The sequence below is a fragment of the Bordetella bronchiseptica genome, from assembly GCF_900636925.1.
Taxonomy (GTDB): domain Bacteria; phylum Pseudomonadota; class Gammaproteobacteria; order Burkholderiales; family Burkholderiaceae_B; genus Bordetella; species Bordetella pertussis.
Genome location: NZ_LR134326.1, coordinates 80,910 through 101,043, shown reverse-complemented (window position 1 = coordinate 101,043; position 20,134 = coordinate 80,910). Strand labels below are relative to the sequence as shown.

General features: G+C 68.5%; 18 protein-coding genes and 1 tRNA gene. 14 read left to right on the top strand and 5 right to left on the bottom strand.

Annotation, left to right across the window (positions count from 1 at the left end; translation table 11 throughout):
* The first annotated feature begins 27 nt into the window (after positions 1 to 27).
* Positions 28 to 103, top strand: a tRNA-Asn gene (locus EL288_RS00440).
* Positions 104 to 176: 73 nt separating this feature from the next.
* Here EL288_RS00440 and EL288_RS00435 read toward each other — a convergent pair.
* Complete coding sequence (locus EL288_RS00435) at positions 177 to 1,067, bottom strand: DMT family transporter (protein WP_010931656.1); 891 nt, start codon at positions 1,065 to 1,067, stop codon at positions 177 to 179.
* A gap of 142 nt (positions 1,068 to 1,209) precedes the next feature.
* Between EL288_RS00435 and EL288_RS00430 the strand changes: the two genes are divergently transcribed.
* The 8 genes from EL288_RS00430 (at position 1,210) to EL288_RS00395 (ending at position 10,976) form a co-directional block, all read left to right on the top strand.
* A complete protein-coding gene (locus tag EL288_RS00430) occupies positions 1,210 to 2,103 on the top strand; it encodes an AraC family transcriptional regulator (protein ID WP_033452591.1) in 894 nt (297 codons plus the stop codon).
* 82 nt (positions 2,104 to 2,185) lie between these two features.
* The gene (locus tag EL288_RS00425; RefSeq protein ID WP_003815873.1) at positions 2,186 to 2,560 is read left to right on the top strand and encodes a YkvA family protein; all 375 of its coding nucleotides are present in this window, start codon (positions 2,186 to 2,188) and stop codon (positions 2,558 to 2,560) included.
* Complete coding sequence (locus EL288_RS00420; protein WP_003815874.1) at positions 2,538 to 3,947, top strand: DUF2868 domain-containing protein; 1,410 nt, start codon at positions 2,538 to 2,540, stop codon at positions 3,945 to 3,947. The genes EL288_RS00425 and EL288_RS00420 overlap by 23 nt, the downstream gene beginning before the upstream one ends.
* A complete protein-coding gene (locus EL288_RS00415; protein WP_003815876.1) occupies positions 3,940 to 5,322 on the top strand; it encodes a GTPase/DUF3482 domain-containing protein in 1,383 nt (460 codons plus the stop codon). Before EL288_RS00420 ends, EL288_RS00415 begins: the two co-directional genes overlap by 8 nt.
* Positions 5,323 to 5,656: 334 nt before the next feature.
* The gene (locus EL288_RS00410) at positions 5,657 to 7,261 is read left to right on the top strand and encodes an ABC transporter substrate-binding protein (RefSeq protein WP_003815878.1); all 1,605 of its coding nucleotides are present in this window, start codon (positions 5,657 to 5,659) and stop codon (positions 7,259 to 7,261) included.
* 77 nt (positions 7,262 to 7,338) lie between these two features.
* Positions 7,339 to 8,310 carry an ABC transporter permease gene (locus EL288_RS00405; protein WP_014906119.1) on the top strand — a complete coding sequence of 324 codons (972 nt, stop codon included), beginning with the start codon at positions 7,339 to 7,341 and terminating at the stop codon, positions 8,308 to 8,310.
* 10 nt (positions 8,311 to 8,320) lie between these two features.
* Entirely contained in the window at positions 8,321 to 9,247 is a 927-nt protein-coding gene (locus EL288_RS00400) for an ABC transporter permease (RefSeq protein ID WP_003815883.1), read from the top strand.
* A gap of 7 nt (positions 9,248 to 9,254) precedes the next feature.
* The gene (locus EL288_RS00395) at positions 9,255 to 10,976 is read left to right on the top strand and encodes a dipeptide ABC transporter ATP-binding protein (RefSeq protein WP_126621879.1); all 1,722 of its coding nucleotides are present in this window, start codon (positions 9,255 to 9,257) and stop codon (positions 10,974 to 10,976) included.
* A 6-nt stretch (positions 10,977 to 10,982) separates the two neighbouring features.
* Here the strand turns inward: EL288_RS00395 and EL288_RS00390 are convergent, their stop codons facing one another.
* Positions 10,983 to 11,897 (bottom strand): TPM domain-containing protein, encoded by a 915-nt coding sequence (locus tag EL288_RS00390; RefSeq protein ID WP_003815887.1) that lies wholly within the window; start codon positions 11,895 to 11,897, stop codon positions 10,983 to 10,985.
* Entirely contained in the window at positions 11,875 to 12,504 is a 630-nt protein-coding gene (locus EL288_RS00385) for a LemA family protein (protein WP_003815889.1), read from the bottom strand. The genes EL288_RS00390 and EL288_RS00385 overlap by 23 nt, the downstream gene beginning before the upstream one ends.
* A 282-nt stretch (positions 12,505 to 12,786) precedes the next feature.
* Here EL288_RS00385 and EL288_RS00380 point away from each other — a divergent pair, with 282 nt between their 5' ends.
* Genes EL288_RS00380 through EL288_RS00365 form a run of 4 tightly spaced genes read left to right on the top strand, consistent with a single transcriptional unit; the run spans position 12,787 to position 17,307 of the window.
* Positions 12,787 to 14,280 (top strand): DEAD/DEAH box helicase, encoded by a 1,494-nt coding sequence (locus tag EL288_RS00380; RefSeq protein ID WP_033448947.1) that lies wholly within the window; start codon positions 12,787 to 12,789, stop codon positions 14,278 to 14,280.
* 33 nt (positions 14,281 to 14,313) lie between these two features.
* Positions 14,314 to 14,943 (top strand): LysE family transporter, encoded by a 630-nt coding sequence (locus EL288_RS00375; protein ID WP_003815892.1) that lies wholly within the window; start codon positions 14,314 to 14,316, stop codon positions 14,941 to 14,943.
* A gap of 48 nt (positions 14,944 to 14,991) precedes the next feature.
* Positions 14,992 to 16,599, top strand: coding sequence for a peptide chain release factor 3 (locus EL288_RS00370; RefSeq protein WP_003815895.1), 1,608 nt, complete (start codon positions 14,992 to 14,994; stop codon positions 16,597 to 16,599).
* A gap of 24 nt (positions 16,600 to 16,623) precedes the next feature.
* Positions 16,624 to 17,307, top strand: coding sequence for a hypothetical protein (locus tag EL288_RS00365; RefSeq protein ID WP_003815897.1), 684 nt, complete (start codon positions 16,624 to 16,626; stop codon positions 17,305 to 17,307).
* Between the two features lie 81 nt (positions 17,308 to 17,388).
* Here the strand turns inward: EL288_RS00365 and bfr are convergent, their stop codons facing one another.
* Both bfr and EL288_RS00355 read right to left on the bottom strand, forming a co-directional pair.
* Positions 17,389 to 17,865, bottom strand: coding sequence for a bacterioferritin (gene bfr, locus EL288_RS00360; protein WP_003815898.1), 477 nt, complete (start codon positions 17,863 to 17,865; stop codon positions 17,389 to 17,391).
* Between the two features lie 338 nt (positions 17,866 to 18,203).
* Positions 18,204 to 19,133 carry a DMT family transporter gene (locus EL288_RS00355; protein ID WP_010927239.1) on the bottom strand — a complete coding sequence of 310 codons (930 nt, stop codon included), beginning with the start codon at positions 19,131 to 19,133 and terminating at the stop codon, positions 18,204 to 18,206.
* 107 nt (positions 19,134 to 19,240) lie between these two features.
* Between EL288_RS00355 and EL288_RS00350 the strand changes: the two genes are divergently transcribed.
* Positions 19,241 to 20,119 carry a LysR substrate-binding domain-containing protein gene (locus EL288_RS00350; protein WP_003815902.1) on the top strand — a complete coding sequence of 293 codons (879 nt, stop codon included), beginning with the start codon at positions 19,241 to 19,243 and terminating at the stop codon, positions 20,117 to 20,119.
* Positions 20,120 to 20,134: the final 15 nt, after the last annotated feature.

Below are 20,134 nucleotides of genomic sequence, written 5' to 3'. Positions count from 1 at the left end.
CGTGCATAATTGCGCCCCTCTACCTTTTCCCCGATAGCTCAGTCGGTAGAGCGACGGACTGTTAATCCGCAGGTCGCTGGTTCGAGCCCAGCTCGGGGAGCCAGATTCCAGAAAGCCCGGTTCATGCGAACTGGGCTTTTTGCTGCCTGCCCGGACGCCGGCGCCCGATGCCCTTGTCAGGCCGCCCTGGCAGTCCGGGCGCGCCAGCGCGCGAACACCAGCACGTTGCCCAGCATGACCAGCGCCAGGCCCGCCAGCGCCTGCGGCGTCCAGCGATAACCCTCGACGAACGTGGAAATGGTCAGCGCCACCACCGGAAACAGCACCGTGCAATAGGCCGCGCGCGCCGGCCCCATGCGCCCGACCAGGGTCAGGTACGCGGTGAAACCGACGATGGAGCCCGGCACGGCCAGGAACAGCAGGGCGCCCACATAGGTGGGCGAGGGGTCGAACGCGAACGGCACGCCGGCCGCCAGCGTGCCCGCCAGCAGGATCAGCGCGCCATAGGTCATGCTGTAGGCGTTGCCGGTCAGCGGCCGGATGCCGGCGCGCTGCTGGGCGGCCGACAGCATGTTGCCGGTGGAAAAGCACAGCGTGCCCAGCAGGGCCAGCCCCAGCCCCTTGAGCGTGCCGGCCTCGGCGGCGTGGCTGGCCAGTTCGGGCCAGAACAGCAGCAGCAGGCCGGCCAGGCCGCAGGCGCCGCCCAGCATGACGCGTGGCGCGATCGGCGTGCCGAACCACAGGCGCGCGTTCACCGCATTCCAGATCGTGGCCGCGGAGAACACCACCGAGACCAGGCCGCTGGGAATCCATTGCGTGGCCGCGTAAAAGCACAGGAAGTTCAGGCAGAACAGGAACAGTCCCTGGCCCAGGCACAGCAGGTGGCCGCGCAGGTCCAGCTTCTGCAATTTGCGCAGCAGCGCCAGCGCCGCCATCATGATCAGCGCGGCCAGCGCGAAGCGGTAGAAGATGGAAACGGGGATGGCCACCACGCCAAGCTGCAGCTTGATGGCGATCCAGGTCGTGCCCCAGATGAGCACGGTGAGCAGGTACAGGGTCAGGTTCACGATAGTGGGCAGGACAGGGCGCCGCCGAAGCGGACGGCGCCCGCAAGTATGCGCCAGGCGCGGCCGGCGCGATTGCCGGATCTTGCGCTTCTTTGCCCCGGAGCGCGCGCCGGCGCCCGGACAATGGCGTAGCATAGGGCGCATGAGTCTCGCCGCATCCGATCCGGCCGGATTTTCGGTCTTTCGCACCCTGGCAGGCGCCGGCACGGCGCGGCTGGAGCGCGCCGCCACGCTGGGCGACGGCGTGGCGGCGGCCCAATGGCGCCGTGCCGGCCACGAAGTCGTCGACTACGACCATCCCGGCCATCACACCTTGTCGCTCTACCTGCATGGCGGCGAAAAATCGTTCCGGGTCGGCAACGACGGCTATGGCGGCGCGGGCAAGTTCTGCGTCCTGCCATCCGAGCACCGCTCGCGCTGGAACATGAACGACACCGTGCGCTTCCTGCACCTGTACATCGCGCCGCAGCGGCTGGCGCGCGAAGCCGTCTGGCGGCTGGACTGCGAGCCGCGCGAGCTGGCATTGCGCGACCGCACCTATATCCAGGATCCGGCGCTGGGCCAGGCCTGCCGCATCCTGCTGGACGCCGATTGGACCGATCCGTCGCAACGTCTGGCCGCCAGCGCCGCCTCCGAGACCGTGCTGCACCATCTGCTGGTCCAGGGCACCGGGCGACGCCCCGGCATGCCCGCGCGCGGCGGGCTGGCGCCGGTGGTGCGGCGGCGGATGCGCGACTACATCGAGGCCCATCTGCACGAGCCGCTGACGCTGGAGCGGCTGGCCGCCCAGGCCGCCCTGTCCACCTACCATTTCGCCCGCATGTTCCATGTTTCGTTCGGGGTTCCGCCCCACCTCTGGGTGCAGGCCCGGCGGCTGGCGCGGGCCCAGGCCCTGCTGCGCGCGCCCGGCCAGGCGGGGCTGGACGCGGTGGCGCAGGCCAGCGGGTTCGGCAGCGCCAGCCACTTGAGCAGGGTGTTCCGCCAGGCCACGGCCGCTACGCCGGGCCAGTACCGGGCCGGCGCGCGGGCCCATTGAACCCCTCGCCCGCGGGGCAGTCTAAAATGCAGACATCGCCCGTAGGCGCGGCCCGCCGCGCCCACCCTGTCCGGGAGACGACATGCCTATTGCCACCTCTGCTTACGAACACGCCTATTCCGACCGGCGCTTCTGGCGCAAACTGCGCGGCCATGCCGCCGGCGCGGGCCGCCAGGCGCTCGAAAAGGCGCTGTGGCTGTACTTCGCCGTGCAAAACCCCGCCACCCCCAAGTGGGCGCGCCGCGTCATATACGGCGCGCTGGGCTACTTCGTGCTGCCGCTGGACGCCATCCCCGACCTGGCGCCGCTGGTGGGGTACACCGACGACCTCGGCGTCATGACCGCCGCGCTGGCCACGGTCGCCTTTGCCATCACCGACGATGTCAAGGCGCAGGCGCGCGGCAAACTCGATCAATGGCTGGGCCCCGCCGCCAATGATGCCGCCGGCAACGGGTAGCACGCACCGGTCGGCCGTCTGGCTGGCCGAGACCGTCCGCCTGCGCGAAGAACACTGGGGCCCCCTCGAAGACGCCGACGCCGTGCGCCAGGCGCGCCAGCTGGCGCCCGATTTCACGCTGCGCATCCTGGCGCGGGCCCAGGCGCTGGGCCGCCGCGAAGGCTTGCAGGACCTGCTGGTCCACTGGCGCCAGGGCGCCGCGCTGACGTTCGTGGTGCTGGCCGTCGCCGCCCTGCTGGCCGGCGTCGGCGCCGCGCTGGGCGCGCTGGGCTCGGGCGCGCGACCGGTCAACGTGCTGTGGGCGCTGGGTGCGCTGCTGGGCCTGCATGCGCTGACCTTCGTCCTGTGGCTGGCCAGCTTCGCGTTGCGCCCCCGCGCGGCGGGGCTGGGCGGCATCTGGCTGTGGGCCACGCGCAAGCTGGCGCGCGGTCCCGACGCGGCCCTGATCCCGCAGGCGCTGCTCGATCTGCTGGCGCGCGCCGGCGCCCTGCGCTGGCTGCTGGGCGCGGTCAGCCACATCCTGTGGCTGGCCGCCTTGTGCGCGGCGCTGGCCACCTTGCTGATCGTGCTCTCGACCGCCAGCTACCGCTTCGTGTGGGCCACCACCCTGCTGCAGCCCGAGACCTTCGTGACCCTGACCCAGGCGCTGGGCTGGCTGCCGGGCCAGTTGGGGTTCGCGCTGCCCGATGCCGCGCTGGTGCGCGCCAGCGACGGAGCGCAGGTCCTGCCCGCCACCGCGCAGGTGCAATGGTCGATCTGGCTGCTGGGCGCCCTGGTCTGCTATGGCATCGCGCCGCGCCTGCTCGCCGCGCTGTACTGCCTGGCCATGGCCGCGCGCGCCCTGCGCGGGCTGCGCCTGGACACCAGCCTGCCCGGCTATGCCGTCCTGCGCGACCGCCTGCTTCCGCCGGCCGCATCGACCGGCATCGACCGGCCGGCCGATCCCCTGCATGCACCGCGCATGGTCGCCGCGCAGGTGCTGCCCGACCTGGCCAACCGGCCGGTGCTGGCCGCCCTGGAGCTGGCGCCCGACCAGCCATGGCCGCCGGCCGGCCTGCCTGCCAACGTATTCGACGCCGGCAATCTGGACACCCGCGAACAGCGCAGCGCCTTGCTCGACGCGCTGGCGCGCAGCGCCGCCTCGCGCCTGCTGATCGCCTGCGACGCGCGCCAGACGCCGGACCGCGGCACACTGGCCCTGCTGGCCGAACTCTCCGACAAGGCGGCGCAGACACGCGTATGGCTGCTGCAGGCCGGCGCGGCCGGCGCCGGGCAGGGACGCGGTTCGTTGTGGCAGGCGCGCCTGCTCGACGCCGGCCTGCCCGAGGCGGCCATCCTGCGCGACGCCGACCATCCCTTGCGATGGCTGGAGGCCGCGCATGACTGAAGCCGCGCTGCGCATCGCCGTCGTCGGCCACACCAACACCGGCAAGACCTCGCTGTTGCGCACGCTGACGCGCAACCCCGATTTCGGCGAAGTGGCGGATCAGCCCGGTACGACACGCCACGTCGAAGGCGCGCGCCTGGCCATCGACAATGCGGCCGCGATCGAATGGTTCGACACGCCCGGCATGGAAGACAGCATCGCCTTGCTGGAATACCTGGAGCGTCTGCAGGCGCCCGGCGAGCGGCTCGACGGACCGGCGCGCGTACGCCGCTTTCTCGAATCGCCCGAAGCGCACCGGCGTTTCGAGCAGGAGGCGCGCGTGCTGCGCAAACTGCTCGAATGCGACGCCGGCCTGTATGTCATCGACGCGCGCGACCCGGTGCTGGGCAAGCATCGCGACGAGCTTGCCATCCTGGCATCGTGCGCGCGGCCGCTGTTGCCGGTGCTGAATTTCGTCAACGCGCCCGAACACCGCGCCGACCAGTGGCGCGAAGCCATGGCCCGCCTGGGCCTGCACGCGGTGCTGGAGTTCGACACGGTCGCGCCGCCGCTGGATGGCGAAGCGCAACTCTATGCGCGGCTGGCGGCGCTGCTGGACCGCCACGCGGCGATGCTGCAACGCCTGGCCCAGGCCCTGGCGCAGCAGCGCGAGCAACGCCGCCAGGCCGCCTGCGTCCTGGTCGCCGACCTGCTGGTCGACGTCGCGGCGCTGCACGTGTCCAGCCCGGGCGACGAGGCCGCGCTGCAGGAAGCGGCCGCCACGCTGCGCGAGCAGGTCCGGCGGCGCGAGCAGGCCTGCGTCGACGCCTTGCTGGCGCTGTACAACTTCCATCGCGACGATTACGACGGCGCCGAGCTGCCGCTGCAAGGCGAACGCTGGGGCATGGACCTGTTCCACCCGCAGGCGCTCAAGGACATGGGCGTTCAGCTTGGCGTAGGCATGGCCGCCGGCGCCATGGCCGGCGCCGCGGTCGATCTGCTCAGCGCCGGCCTGAGCCTGGGCACCGGCATGCTGATCGGCGCGGCCGCCGGCGGCCTGTGGCAGGGCGTGGAACGGCTGGGCAAGCGCGTGGCGGGCAAGCTGCGCGGCTATCGCGAACTCAGCGTCGACGATCCCATCGTGCGCCTGCTGGCGTTGCGCCAGCGCCAGCTGATCCATGCCCTGGAGCGGCGCGGACACGCGGCGCGCACGCCGGTGCAGCTGCAGCGGCCCGACGACCGCGCCTGGCAAAGCGGCCCGCTGCCCGACGGCCTGAAAGAAGCGCGCAGCCGGCCGGAATGGTCCGCGCTGGGCGATCGCTACCAGGAAGACGAACGCCGCAAGCGCGTCGTCGCGCAGCTCGCGCGGCAACTGGCGCAAGCCGGCGACGCCTGATCCCGCCCGCCGCGCCACGCCGGCGCGCTACCGGGTGATAACCCCAATCCAAAAAGATTGACGCTTAAACGATGGCGTCTATAAGATTCGACTACGCCGCGTAAGGCGGCCGCTGCATCGACACCCCCTGGGAGCTGGTCCATCGTGAAGCCGAAGTCCCGCATTCTGATGTGCCTGCTTGCTTTGCGCACCGGCGTCCATCGCGCCGCGCCGCAATCTTCCCACCGCCTTTCGCCTCACTAAGCAGTACGCCTTACCCCGGCCGCCTTATCCAACGACCGGGGCCCTGTCACTTCCGGCGCACACCGCGCGCCGCACACGGAGCACGAGGGCTATGCGTATTTCTCCATTCATCAAGCACACGGCACTGGCGCTGGCCATCGCCGCGGCCGGCCTGTCGGCCACGGCGAACGCCAAGACTTTCCGCTGGTCGTACCAGGGCGACGCGACGTCGATGGACCCGATGGCGCTGAACGAAACCTTCACGCTCGGCTTCCAGGGCAATATCTACGAGACGCTGGCCGGCTACGACGGCGAACTGAAGCTGGTGCCGCTGCTGGCCGAAAGCTGGGAGAACACCGAGCCGACCAAATGGGTGTTCAAGCTGCGCAAGGGCGTCAAGTTCCACGACGGCTCGCCGTTCACGGCCGACGATGTGATCTTCTCGTGGAAGCGCAGCCTGACGCCGGGCTCCGACATGAAGGGCTACGGCGCCAAGGCCTCCGAGATCCGCAAGATCGACGACCACACCATCGAAGTCATCACGGCCACGCCCAACCCCATCCTGCCGCGCGAATGGGTGTTCCTGTACATCATGAGCAAGTCGTGGTCGGAAAAGAACAAGACCACCGAGGCGACCAACGTCAAGGGCGACAACCAGGGCAACTACGCCAACCTGCACACCAACGGCACCGGCCCCTTCATGGTCACCGAACGCCAGCCCGATGTGAAGACGGTGCTCAAGCGCTTCGACGGGTATTGGGACAAGAACATCAAGACCAATATCGACGAGGTGGTCTTCCAGCCGATCTCGCAGGAAGCCACCCGCGTGGCGGCCCTGATATCGGGCGAGATGGACCTGGTGCAGCCGGTGCCCGTGCAGGACTGGAAGCGCCTGGACGACGCGCCGGGCGTCAGGCCACTGACCGCGCCCGAGGCGCGCGCCATTTTCATCGGCATGGACCAGGCGCGCGACGAACTGCTGTTCTCGGACGTCAAGGGCAAGAATCCGTTCAAGGACGCCCGGGTACGCGAGGCTGTGGTGCTGGCGGTCGATACCAAGGCCATCAACGACAAGATCATGCGCGGCGCGGCCAAGCCGCTGGGCTCGCTGATCGCCACCGCCATCAACGGCTACGACGACTCGTTCGGCGCGCCCATCAAGCCGGACGTCGAGCGCGCCAAGAAGCTGCTGGCCGAGGCCGGCTATCCCAAGGGCTTCACGGTGACGCTGGATTGCCCCAACGACCGCTACGTCAACGACGAGAAGGTCTGCCAGGCGGTGGCCGGCATGCTGGCGCGCGTGGGCATCAAGATCAATCTGCTGGCGCAGACCAAGTCGAAGTACTTCGGCAAGATCCTGCTGCAGGCGGGCAACCAGACCAGCATGTACATGCTCGGCTGGACGCCGAGCTCGATCGACGCGCACAATGCGCTGCTCAACCTGGCGGCCTGCCGCGACGCCAAGACCGCCGCGGGGCAATTCAACCTGGGCGGCTATTGCAACAAGAAGGTCGACGAGCTGACCGCGCAGATCGGCGTGGAGACGGACCAGGCCAAGCGCAACGCCATGATCAAGGAAGCCTTCGAGATCGTGCGCAAGGAGTACGGCTACCTGCCGCTGCACCAGCAGCCGATGTCCTGGGGCGTCAAGGACAACATCAAACTGATCCAGCGCGCCGACGACGTGCTGGACCTGCGCAACGTCGTGATGCCGTAACGTGAGGACCGGCGCGGGCCATCGCGGCCCGCGCCATGGGCGACCCGCGCCGTACACGCCAAACCAGGGCACCCGATATGCTTGCTTTCATAGCGCGACGACTTTTTCAGTCGCTGCTGGTCATGCTGACCGTGGCATTGATCGCCTTTTCGATGTTCCGCTATGTGGGCGATCCGATCGCCAGCATGGTCGGGCAGGACACCACGCCGCAGCAGCGCGCGCAGCTGCGCGTCGACCTGGGGCTGGACGATCCGTTCGTGGTGCAGTTCGCGCGCTTTGTCGGCAACGCCGTGCAAGGCGATTTCGGCATTTCGTATCGCCAGCGCCGCCCGGTCGCGGAACTGCTGGAAGAACGCCTGCCCGCCACGCTCGAACTGTCGTTCGTCTCGGCCCTGATGGCGCTGGTCTTCGGCATTCCCATGGGCATCTATACGGCGCTGCGGCGCCACGGCGTGCTGTCCAAGACGTTCATGGCGCTCTCGCTGGCAGGCATCTCGCTGCCCACGTTCCTGATCGGCATCCTGCTGATACTGGTGTTCGGCGTGCAATTGCGCTGGCTGCCCAGCTTCGGGCGCGGCGAGGTCATCTCGCTTGGATGGTGGTCCACCGGGCTGCTCACGCGCTCGGGGCTGGCGGCGCTGATCATGCCGGCCATCACGCTGGCGCTGTTCCAGATGACGCTCATCATGCGCCTGGTGCGCGCCGAAATGCTGGAGGTGCTGCGCACCGACTTCATCAAGTTCGCGCGCGCCCGTGGCCTGCCCGAACGATTGATCAACTTCCGCCACGCGCTGAAGAACACGCTGGTGCCGGTGATCACGATCACCGGCCTGCAGCTGGGTTCCATCATCGCTTTCGCCATCATCACCGAAACGGTCTTCCAGTGGCCGGGCATGGGCCTGCTGTTCATCCAGGCCATCAGCATGGTGGACATCCCGGTCATGGCCGCCTACCTGGTGCTGATCGCCTTTTTCTTCGTCGTCATCAACCTGATCGTCGACATGCTTTATTTCGCCGTCGATCCGCGCCTGCGCGTGCAAAGCAAATGAAGGACGCGCCATGATTGCCCGTCTCGCTCCCTATTTCGCCCGCGCCAGCGACAGCGATCTCTGGCACAGCTTCAAGCGCTCGCCCGGGGCCATCATCTCGGCCGTCGTCACGCTGATCATCGTGCTGGGCGCGCTGGCCGCCCCCCTCGTGGCGCCGCACAATCCGTTCGACCTGGCGTCGCTGAACATCATGGACGCCAACACGCCGCCGGCCTGGGAAGCCGACGGCAACAGCGCCTTCGTGCTGGGCACCGACGACCAGGGCCGCGATATCCTGTCGGCCATCCTGTATGGCTCGCGCGTCTCGCTGCTGGTGGGCTTTGCCTCGGTGCTGTTCGCCATGGTCCTGGGCGTCACGCTCGGGCTGATCAGCGGCTATGCGGGCGGACGGGTCGACAGCATCATCATGCGCATCGCCGACGTGCAGCTCTCGTTTCCCGCCATCCTGGTGGCGCTGCTGATCGACGGCGTGGCGCGCGGCCTGCTGCCGCGTGACATGCACGACAAGCTGGCGCTGTACGTCCTGATCTTCGCGATCGGCATTTCGGGCTGGGTGCAGTACGCGCGCACGGTGCGCGGCTCGACACTGGTCGAACGCAACAAGGAATACGTGCAGGCCGCGCGCCTGATCGGCATCGGCCCCTTCACCATCCTGCGCCGCCACATCCTGCCCAACGTCATGGGCCCGGTGCTGGTGATCGCCACCATCCACCTGGCCATCGCCATCATTACCGAAGCCACGCTGTCGTTTCTCGGCGTGGGCGTGCCGCCCACCGCGCCGTCGCTGGGCACGCTGATACGCATCGGCAACAGCTACCTGTTCTCGGGCATGTGGTGGATTTCGATCTTCCCGGGCATCGCGCTGGTGGCGCTGGTGCTGTCGGTCAACCTGCTGGGCGACTGGCTGCGCGACGCCCTCAACCCCAAGCTGCGCTGAGACGCTCATGGCATTGTTGGACATCGACAGCATACGCATCGAATTCCCGAGCCGGCGCGGCACGCTGGTGGCCGTCGACGGCGTTTCGCTGTCGCTGGAGAAGGGCGAGATCCTCGGCGTGGTGGGCGAGTCCGGCGCCGGCAAATCGACCATCGGCAACGCCGTCATCGGCCTGCTGGAGGCGCCCGGCCGGCTGGCTGGCGGCGAGGTCCTGCTGGAAGGACGCCGCATCGACACCTTGAGCAACGCCGAGCAGCGCAAGGTGCGCGGCCGCCGCATCGGCATGATCTTCCAGGATCCGCTGACTTCGCTCGACCCCTTGCAGACGGTGGAAAGCCAGCTGGTGGAAACCATGCAGGTGCACCTGGACCTGAACCACGAACAAGCGCGCCAGCGCGCCGTCGAACTGCTGCGCCAGGTCGGCATCGACGAGCCGGAACTGCGGGTCAAGCAGTATCCGCACCAATTCTCGGGCGGCATGCGGCAACGGGTGGTGATCGCCCTGGCGCTGTCGTGCGGGCCGGAAGTCATCATCGCCGACGAGCCGACCACCGCGCTGGACGTGTCGATCCAGGCGCAGATCCTCGACCTGTTGCGCAAGCTGTGCAGGGAGAAACAGGTCGGGATGATCATCATCACGCACGACATGGGCGTGATCGCCGACGTCACCGACCGCGTGGCCGTACTGTACCGCGGCAAGCTGGTCGAACAGGGGCCCACCGCCAAGATACTCGGCAACCCGGACCACCCCTACACGCGCAGCCTGATCTCCGCCGTGCCGCGCCCCGACGTCAAGCTGCGGCGCTTCCCCGTGGTGACCTATATCGAGGACGTCAAGCGCCCGACCGTGGAACTGGACATCGCCACCCACTGGCTGGGCCAGCGGCGCGAGTTCGCCCGGCGCGCCGCAGGGCCGCTGGTGGAAGTGGAAGACCTGGGCATGCGCTTCGTGCTGCGCAACGCCTTCCTGGCGCGCAACCGGCGCACGCTGGACGCGGTCAAGCAGGTCAACCTGTCGATCAACGAGGGCGAAGTGTTCGGGCTGGTGGGGGAGTCGGGTTCGGGCAAATCCACCGTGGCCCGCCTGATCGCCGGCCTGTACACGCCCACGAACGGGCGCGTGCTCTTTAACGGCGTCGACCTGACCGGCCTGAAGGACGAGAAGCGGATGAACGCGTTCAGGCGCCAGATCCAGATGGTGTTCCAGGATCCCTATTCGTCGCTCAACCCGCGCATGCGGGTGCAGGAAATCGTGGCCGAGCCGATCCGCTTTCACCGCCTGGCTGAAGGCGAGGCGCAGACCCGCCGCGTGGTGGCCGACCTGCTCGACGTGGTCGGCCTGGGCGCATCCGCCGCGCAGCGCTATCCGCACGAATTCTCCGGCGGCCAGCGCCAGCGCATCTGCATCGCGCGCGCGCTGGCCACCCGGCCGCGCTTCCTGATCTGCGACGAACCGACCTCGGCGCTGGACGTGTCGATCCAGGCGCAGATCCTGAATCTGCTCAAGGATCTGCAGGAACAGCTGGGCCTGACCATGCTTTTCATCAGCCATGACTTGCCGGTCATCCGCCAGATGTGCGACCGGGTCGGCGTCATGCTGCACGGCCAACTGCTGGAAACGGCGGCCACCGAGACCCTGTTCACGCATCCGGAGCACGATTACACCCGGCACCTGCGCAGCCTGATGCCGCGGCTGCAGTCGCTGCAGCCGGTGCCGTCGGCCGGGTAGGCCGGCCTACCAGCGGCCCGAGGCGCCGCCTCCGCCGCTGCGCCCGCCGCCCCCGCCACGAAAGCCGCCGAAGCCGCCGCTGCCCGACCCGCCGCGCGAACCGCCGCGCCAGCCGCCGAAACCGCCCCCGCCGCTGCCGCCGCCTCCGCCACCTCCACCTCCACCGCCGCTGGGCAAGGCCTTGATGATGACCTTGATGCCCAGCACCAGCAGCGCCATAGCCAGGCCGGCGGAAATGCTCTGCATGTAGATCGCCACGCCCACGCCGGCCAGCGCCGCCGCGATCGGCCCCGGCAGGATGAGCAGCACCACCAGCGCCGCGATGCCGTTCTCGCCCAGCCAGCCGCGTATGCCGGCCAGCCGCGAGCCCTCGTCGCGCCCGCTGGCGGCGGGCGGCGGCAACTCCTCGCCTTCGATGCGCCGCTCGAGCGCCGTGACGCCGGCCTGCACCGCGCCGGGCCAGTCGCCGGCGCGCAGGCGCGGCACGATGTATTCATTGATGATGCGGCCGGCCGCGGAGTCCGGAATCGCGCCCTCCAGGCCGTAGCCCACCTCGATGCGCAGCGCGCGGTCGTCGCTGGCCATCAGCAACAGCACGCCGTCATCCACTTTGTCGCGGCCTATCTTCCACTTCTCGAAGGCGCGCGTGGCGTACTGCTCGATGGTTTCCGGGGCAGTGCTCGGCACGATCAGCACCGCCACCTGCGCGCCCTTGCGCTGTTCCAGCGCCGCCAGCTGGGCCTCCAGCCGTTGGCGCTGCGCCGCGTCCAGTACGCCCGATTGGTCGACGACGCGGGCGCCGAACTCCGGCACCGGCGCCAGCTGCTGCGCCTGCGCCAGCAGCGCCCAGCCCGCCAGCCACGCGCCCAGCCACAGCGTCCGCAGGAAGCGCCAGGCGTTACTGGGCCGGACGTGGGGCACTGCCGCCCTCGTTGCTGAACTTCACCTCCGGCGCGCGGGTGATCTCGGCCTCGTTGTCCACGCCGAAATTGGCCTTGGGCGCATAGCCGAAGACCTTGGCCGTGATCACTTCGGGGAACTGCCGCACCAGCACGTTATAGGCCTGCACCGAGCGCACATAGCGCTCGCGTTCGACCGCCAGCCGATTCTCGGTGCCGGCCAGCTCGGTCTGCAGATCGCGGAACAGGCCCTCGGCCTTGAGCTGCGGGTAGTTCTCGGTCACCACCAGCAGCCGCGACAGGGCCGAGGACAGCTCGCCCTGCGCCTGCTGGAAGCGCTGCACCGCGGCCGGATCGTCGAGCTGGTCGGCCGTCAGCTGCACGCGGCCCACCTTGGCGCGCGCCTCGGTCACTTCGACCAGCACCTGGCGTTCGTGCGTCATGTAGGCATCCACCACCTTGACCAGCCGCGGCACCAGGTCGGCGCGGCGCTGGTACTGGTTGAGCACCTGCGACCAGGACGCCTTGACCTGCTCGTCGGCGGCCTGGATGGCGTTGTATCCGCAGCCCGACAGCAACGTGGTCAGCAGCGCCAGCAGGCCGGCGCCCAGCCAACGGGTAATCGTCATGGCATGTCTTCCTGTAACAATGGATCGCCGGCATTACAACAGGTCGGAGCCGGCTTGCCTATGACTGGACGCGGCCGAGCTGTTACAGGTTATGGCCAAACAGGGCGCCTCCCGGGGCCGGCATGGGATACAATCATTCTCCGTGTGCATAGCCAATCGGCACACGTCTGCTGGCGCTTTCACCGCCATGCCCGTGAAAACGGGTTTCCTGTATCTCCTCACATTCGTCCGCCTGGATTGGAGTCTCTCAACTTTGAGCGACAGGCTGCCGCTGGAGTTGTTTTGACTACCTCTATTTCCTTTGCCGACCTCGGGCTGGCCGATTCCCTGTTGCGTGCGATCGCCGATACCGGCTATACGGCGCCCACCCCCATCCAGGCGCAAGCCATCCCGCTGGTGCTGCAAGGCGGCGACCTGCTGGCCGCCGCGCAAACCGGCACCGGCAAGACCGCGGGGTTCACCCTGCCCATCCTGCACCGGCTGATGCAGACCAAGCCCGCCGCGCGCAAGCCTGGCCGCCCGCGCTGCCTGATCCTCACCCCCACCCGCGAGCTCACCGCCCAGGTGGCCGAATCGGTGCAGACCTACGGCAAGTACGCCAGCCTGAGCTCCATGGTGATGTTCGGCGGCGTCAACATCAATCCGCAGATCAGCGCCCTGAAAAAGCCGCTCGACATCCTGGTGGCCACGCCCGGCCGCCTGCTCGACCATGCCGGCCAGAAAACGGTCGACCTCTCCGGCGTGGAAATCCTGGTGCTGGACGAAGCCGACCGCATGCTGGACATGGGCTTCATCCGCGACATCCGCAAGGTACTGGCGCTGCTGCCCAAGCAACGCCAGAACCTGCTGTTCTCCGCCACCTTCTCGGACGAAATCCGCTCGCTGGCGCGCGGCGTGCTCAACGATCCGGGCGAAGTCTCGGTCACGCCGCGCAACACCGCCACCGAACTGGTCACCCAGACGGTGCACCTGGTCGAACAGCACCACAAGCGCGACCTCGTCAGCCACCTGATCCGCGAAAGCGGCTGGCACCAGGTACTGGTGTTCACCCGCACCAAGCACGGCGCCAACCGGCTGGCCGAGAAGCTGGTCAAGGACGGCCTGAGCGCGGCCGCCATCCATGGCAACAAGAGCCAGTCGGCGCGTACCCGCGCCCTGTCGGGCTTCAAGGACGGCAGCGTGGCCGTGCTGGTTGCCACCGACATCGCCGCGCGCGGCCTGGACATCGACCAACTGCCGCAAGTGGTCAACTTCGAACTGCCCAACGTCCCCGAGGACTACGTGCACCGCATCGGCCGCACCGGCCGTGCCGGCGCCACCGGCGCGGCGGTCTCGCTGGTGGACGATAGCGAGATCAAGCTGCTCAAGGCCATCGAACGCCTGATCAAGAAGCCCATCGAACGCCGCGCCGTCGACGGCTGGACGCCGCCTGCCGGCGGCCCGACCGCCGAGGACCGCGCCGATCGCGAGCGCGAAATGCGCGACGACGATCGCGGCCGCGGCCGCCGCGGTGGCCGTGGCGGCGATCGCGGCCAACGCGCCGGCGGCGACAACCGCGCCCCCCAGGCGCGCGACGGCCAGCGCCGCGCCACGGGCGCCCATCCGCAAGGCAGCGCGCCGCGCAACGCCGCCGGTCCGCGCGCCGACGCCAAGCGCAACGACGCTGGCCGCCCCCAGGGGCGTGCCCCCGGCGAAACGGGTGCGGCCCGCGCGCCGGCCCCGGCGCGCAACCGGCCCGCCGGCAACGGCACGCGCGGCGTGTTGCTGGGCAAGTAATCCCGCTCACGCGGCATCGACAGGAGCCAGCGCATGACGCTCTCGACGTGGTTGACCTTTTTCGTCGCATCATGGGCGATCTCATTCTCGCCCGGGGCGGGCGCCATTTCGGCCATGTCCTCGGGCCTGAAGTACGGGTTCGCGCGCGGCTACTGGAACACGGCCGGGCTGATCCTCGGCATCCTGTTCCAGTTCCTGATCGTCGCCGTCGGGCTGGGCGCGGTGCTGGCCACCTCCGAGCTGGCCTTCACCCTCGTCAAGTACGCCGGCGTGGTCTACCTGATCTACCTGGGCATGCGCCAGATCCGCACCGACGCCGCGCCGGTGACGGTCGATGCCGGCGATCCGCATCGCGCCTCGATTCGCGAACTGGTGGGCCGCGGCTTCCTGATCAACACCATGAACCCCAAGGGCACGGTGTTCCTGCTGGCGGTCGTGCCGCAGTTCGTCGACCCCGCGCAGCCGCTGACCCAGCAATACCTGGCGCTGGCCGGCACGCTGGCCTTCACCGACCTGGTGGCCATGGGCGTGTATACGCTGCTGGCCGCCAAGGTGCTGCGGATGTTGCGCAAGGCGCACCACATCCGCTGGATGAACCGCGTCTTCGGTTCGCTGTTCATCCTGGCCGGCGTATTCCTGGCTACATTCCGTCGCCACTCGTAAAGACACCCCGCTGGCGCGCCCGCGGCGCGCCAGTACAATCCACCCGCCATGAACATTCCCCAAGAAGTCGCGCGGCGACGCACCTTCGCCATCATTTCCCACCCGGACGCCGGTAAAACGACGCTGACCGAAAAACTGCTGCTGTTCGCAGGAGCGATCCAGATCGCCGGCAGCGTGAAGGCGCGCAAGGCCTCGCGCCATGCGTCGTCGGACTGGATGGAAATCGAAAAGCAGCGCGGCATCTCGGTGGCATCGTCGGTCATGCAGATGGAGTACCGCGACTGCGTCATCAACCTGCTCGACACCCCGGGCCACCAGGACTTCTCGGAAGACACCTACCGGGTGCTGACGGCGGTGGACGCCGCGCTGATGGTCATCGACGCCGCCAATGGCGTCGAACCGCAGACGATCCGCCTGCTGCAGGTCTGCCGCGCGCGCAACACGCCCATCATCACCTTCATCAACAAACTCGACCGCGAAGTCCGCGAGCCGCTCGAGCTGCTGTCGGAAATCGAAGGCCACCTCGGCATGGACACCGTGCCGTTCTCGTGGCCGGTGGGCATGGGCAAGGCGTTTGGCGGCGTGTTCGACATCCGGCGCAACCGCATGCGCATTTTCCGCGCCGGGCAGGAGCGCCGCGGCGAGGACGACGAATTCATCGACGGCCTGGACAACCCCGAGATCCCGCGCCGCTTCGGCGCCGCCTTCGCGCAGGCCAGCGGCGAGATCGAGCTGATCAACGAAGCCGCGCCGGCGTTCGACCGCGAGGCCTTCCTGGCCGGCAAGCAAACGCCCGTGTTCTTCGGTTCGGCCATCAACAACTTCGGCGTGCAGGAAGTCCTGGACGCGCTGGTCGACCAGGCGCCGGCCCCCGGCCCGCGCCAGGCGCTGGAGCGCGAAGTCCGCCCCGACGAACCCAAGTTCACCGGCGTGGTCTTCAAGGTGCAGGCCAACATGGATCCGGCGCACCGCGACCGGGTCGCCTTCGTGCGCGTGAGCTCGGGCCGCTTCGAACGCGGCATGCGCCTGAAGGTCGCGCGCACCGGCAAGGAAATGCGGCCCAACAACGTGGTGTCGTTCCTGTCACAGCGCCGCGAGCTGCTCGACGAAGCCTATGCCGGCGACGTCATCGGCATTCCCAACCACGGCGTGCTGCAGCTGGGCGACGTGCTGACCGAAGGCGAGAGCCTGCGCTTTACCGGACTGCCGTTCTTCGCCCCGGAACTGTTCCAGGCGGTGGAAGTCAAAGATCCATTGCGTACCAAGCAATTGCGCGTGGGCCTGACGCAGCTGGGCGAGGAGGGCGCCATCCAGGTGTTCCGCCCCGAGGCCGCCGGCGGCGCGCTGCTGCTGGGCGCGGTGGGCCAGCTGCAGTTCGAAGTGGTCGCGCACCGGCTCAAGACCGAGTACGGCGTGGACGCCCGGATGATGCCTTCGCGCTACACCAGCGCGCGCTGGATCACCTCCGACGACCCGCGCGCGCTGCGCAAGTTCATGGATGCCAATGCAGCCCATATCGCCTATGATGTGGTCGATGCGGCGGCGTTCCTTATCACTTCGCCCGCGCAATTGCGCGTGGCCGAAGACCTGTATCCGAATGTGAAATTCCACGCCTTGCGCGAGCATGGCGGCAAAGTCTTCGGAGACAAGGCGTAAGCCGGGTCGGAGACCGCACGGCAGATGAGGGTAGCAATGTCTTGGCGTTTATTGATCGCAACGCTTCTGGTCGCCCTGGGCGCAGCCGCCTGGGGCGGTATTCAACTGGGTGACTGGCTGGTGGCGCATGCCCCGCAGGCCGCGCCCGCGCCTGGCCAGGAAGGCGACGCATCGCAGCAACCCGTCCTCGACGCCAATGGCCGGCCGTATGTCGCGCAGCCTCCCCAGCCGCGCGTCGACGGCACGCTGGGCGTGCCGGACCAACCCGCCAGCCGCGACTGGGCGGTGAACACCGTCTCGCTGTTCGACACCACCGGCGACCCGGCGGTACAGATCTCCCGCGACAGCATCACCATGGACCGCGCGCGCGAGATCGCCGCCAATTCCGATGTGCCGCTGCCTTCGGGCAACTCCGACATCACCACGCTGGACTTGCAGGCGCTGGGCGGCCAGGCGCCGATCGTGCCGCAGGAAGCCATCCCCGCGTCCGGCATGCAGCAGAATCCCGCCGCGGTCGCGCAGGTCGCGCCGCAAACCAACCGCGCCGGCGGCGGCAACTGGCAGGACGCGCTGCGCCGCGAACTGGCCCACTGCGCCACGCAGGGCTTTTTCGAGCGCCCCAGTTGCTCCTGGGCGGCACGCAACAAGTACTGTGCGCCCAACCGCGCATGGGGCACCATGGCCGAGTGCCCGCGCCGTCCTGATTAACCGCACCCAGCCGCAATGCAAAGGGCGCACCGCATGGTGCGCCCTTTTTCATGCCATGGCCGCCGAAGCGGCCACGATGCCTCAGCCGTCGACTTCCATCTGGCTTTGCAGGTAGTTCTGCAGCCCCACCTGGTCGACCAGGCCGATTTGCGTTTCGAGGTAATCGATATGCTCTTCGGTGTCGTCCAGGATGTCCTGGAACAGATCGCGCGACACATAGTCGCGCACCGATTCACAGTGCGCGATGGCTTCCTTGACGGTCGCCTGCGCGGCCTGTTCCAGCTTCAGGTCACAGGCCAGCAGTTCCGGCACGTCCTCGCCGATCAGCAGCTTGTGCAGGTCTTGCAGGTTGGGCAGGCCATCGAGCATGAAAATGCGTTCGATGAGACGGTCGGCGTGCTTCATCTCGCCGATGGACTCTTCGTATTCATGCTTGCCCAGTTTGTTGAAGCCCCAGTGGCGCAGCATGCGGGCATGCAGGAAATATTGGTTGATTGCCGTCAGTTCGTTGGTGAGTTGCTTGTTGAGGAACTGGATGACGGTTTTATCGCCTTTCATGATGTACTCCTGGCAGACAGGCGCGTAAAGCTGGCGCGCAGTGACGCGCATGCGCCCAGCACATGCGCAACCCCGGCAGACTACCATCGCTTGCGCCTTGACTGCTAGCCCAAGAGCGCATTTGATGAACAGCGATGCAAGCGCAATCTGAAAGCGTCAAGACAATGAGAATGAGTATGCGTATTCGACAGGCCGCATGCATGCGCCATGCCTGATGCGGCTTGCGGCGCCATGCGCGCCGCGAATTGCGCCGTGGCGCGCGCCGCGGGCCCGCCCGAATGCGGTGCCCGCGCATGGCGCACGATCGCTCGCGCGCGCCGTTGGCGCGCGGCCACAAATCAGCCCGTGGCCCGCCCGCGCCGTGTCGCAAGCCAGATCCCCAGCGCAATCGGCACGATACCCAGCAGGTCCAGGCGCGAGACCGGCTCGCCCAGCAAGGCCCAGCCGAACAGCAGGCCCAGGGGCGGCATCAGGAAATGCAGGGCGCTGGCCGACGTGGCGCTGGCGCGGCCGAGGATCAGGAACCACAGGTAGTAACCGCCCATCGACACCGCCACGACCATGTAGGCCATGCTGCCGACCAGGCCCGCCGTCAGGCGCACGTCCGCCACGCTTTCCAGGCTCAGCGCCACTGGCAGCAGCGCCAGCCCGCCTGCCAGCGACTGCACGCCGGTTGCCGTCCACAGGCCGGCGGCTGGCGCCATGCGCTTGTACAGCAGCGTTCCGGCGACCAGCGCGAGCAGCGCGCCGCCGGCCAGCAGGGTGCCGTGCAGGTCTTCGTGCATGCCGGACAGGCGCGAACGCAACACCAGCGCCACGCCCAGCAGCCCCAGGCACAGGCCCGCCAGCTTGCGCCAGCCAAGCCGCTCGCCCAGCACCGGTCCGGCCAGAATGCCGATCAACAAGGGATTGGTGCTGATCAGCACCGCCATGAAGGCCGATGACACGGTGGTCAAGCCCGTCCAGCTCAACCCCAGGTAGAGCGCATTGTTGAGCACGCCCAGCAGTGCCAGCACGGCCAGCTCGCGCGGCGCGGGCGGGCGCCATCCCGCGCCCAGGCGCGCCACCGCCAGCAGCAGCACGCCGGCAAGCAGGAAGCGCGCGCTCAGCAACACCAGTGGCGGGCCATCGTGCACGGCGATCTTGGCCGCGGCAAAGGCCGAACTCCACAAGAGGCAGAACACGGCGATGGCGCCCCAGGGCGTGGCCGCGCGGTCCGGCGCGCCGCGCCAGGCGCCTGCCGCTGCCGCGGCCGATGTGGTCTTCATGATGGCTTCCCGTTGCCGGCCGCCAGCGGCGACCCTAGCCTGCATTCTGCGAGCGGCCCGATCCATTGACAAATTCTTTATTTGGATCAAAAGTATTTGAAAAACCGATGCATTTTCCGGAGCGAACCGCCGTGGACCTGGACCTGCTGCACAGCTTTGTTTCCGTCGTCGACGCCGGCGGCTTCACCCGTGCGGGCGAACGCGTGCACCGCACCCAATCGACCGTCAGCCAGCAGATCCGCAAGCTGGAAGACGCGCTGGGATGTGCGCTGTTCATCCGCGAAGGGCGCGGCGTGCGGCTGACCGAGGACGGCGAGCGGCTGCTGGGCTATGCGCGGCGCATGCTGGCGCTTTCCAACGAAATCCGCGAGGTGGTCAGCGGCGAGCGGCGGCTGGAGGTCGTGCGGCTGGGCCTGCCCGACGACCTGGCGGTCACCCGGCTGACGCACATGGTGGCCGACTTCGCCCGCCGGCATCCGCAGGTACGGCTGTCGATGCGCTGCGATCTCAGCGCCAACCTGCACCGGGCCCAGGCCCGCGGCGAACTGGACCTGGTCCTGCTCAAGCGCGAGCCCGGCGCCGGCCCGAGCCTGGCGGCGTGGCCCGAGCGCCTGCACTGGCTGTGCGCGGCCGGCGGCCCCGCCACGCTGCCCGACCCGATTGCCCTGGTCGCGTTCCCGCAGGGCTGCCAGTACCGCAACCGCGCCATCCATGCGCTGGAGAGCGCCGGCCGGCGCTGGCGCATCGCATACGAAAGTCCCAACCTGTCAGGGCTGCAGGCGGCGGTGGAGGGCGGATTGGGCGTGGCCTTGCTGGAGCAGCGCTGTCAGACACCCGCGATGGCGCGCTGCGACGCCTTGCTGCCGCGCCCGGCGCCCAGCGAGCTGGCGCTGTGCATGAGCGATACGGGCTCGCGGGCGGTGCACGAACTGGCCCGCCTGATCATGGACTTCTGTGGGGACGATAAATTGCGCCAGGCGGCATGAGCCGGCTGGCGCAAG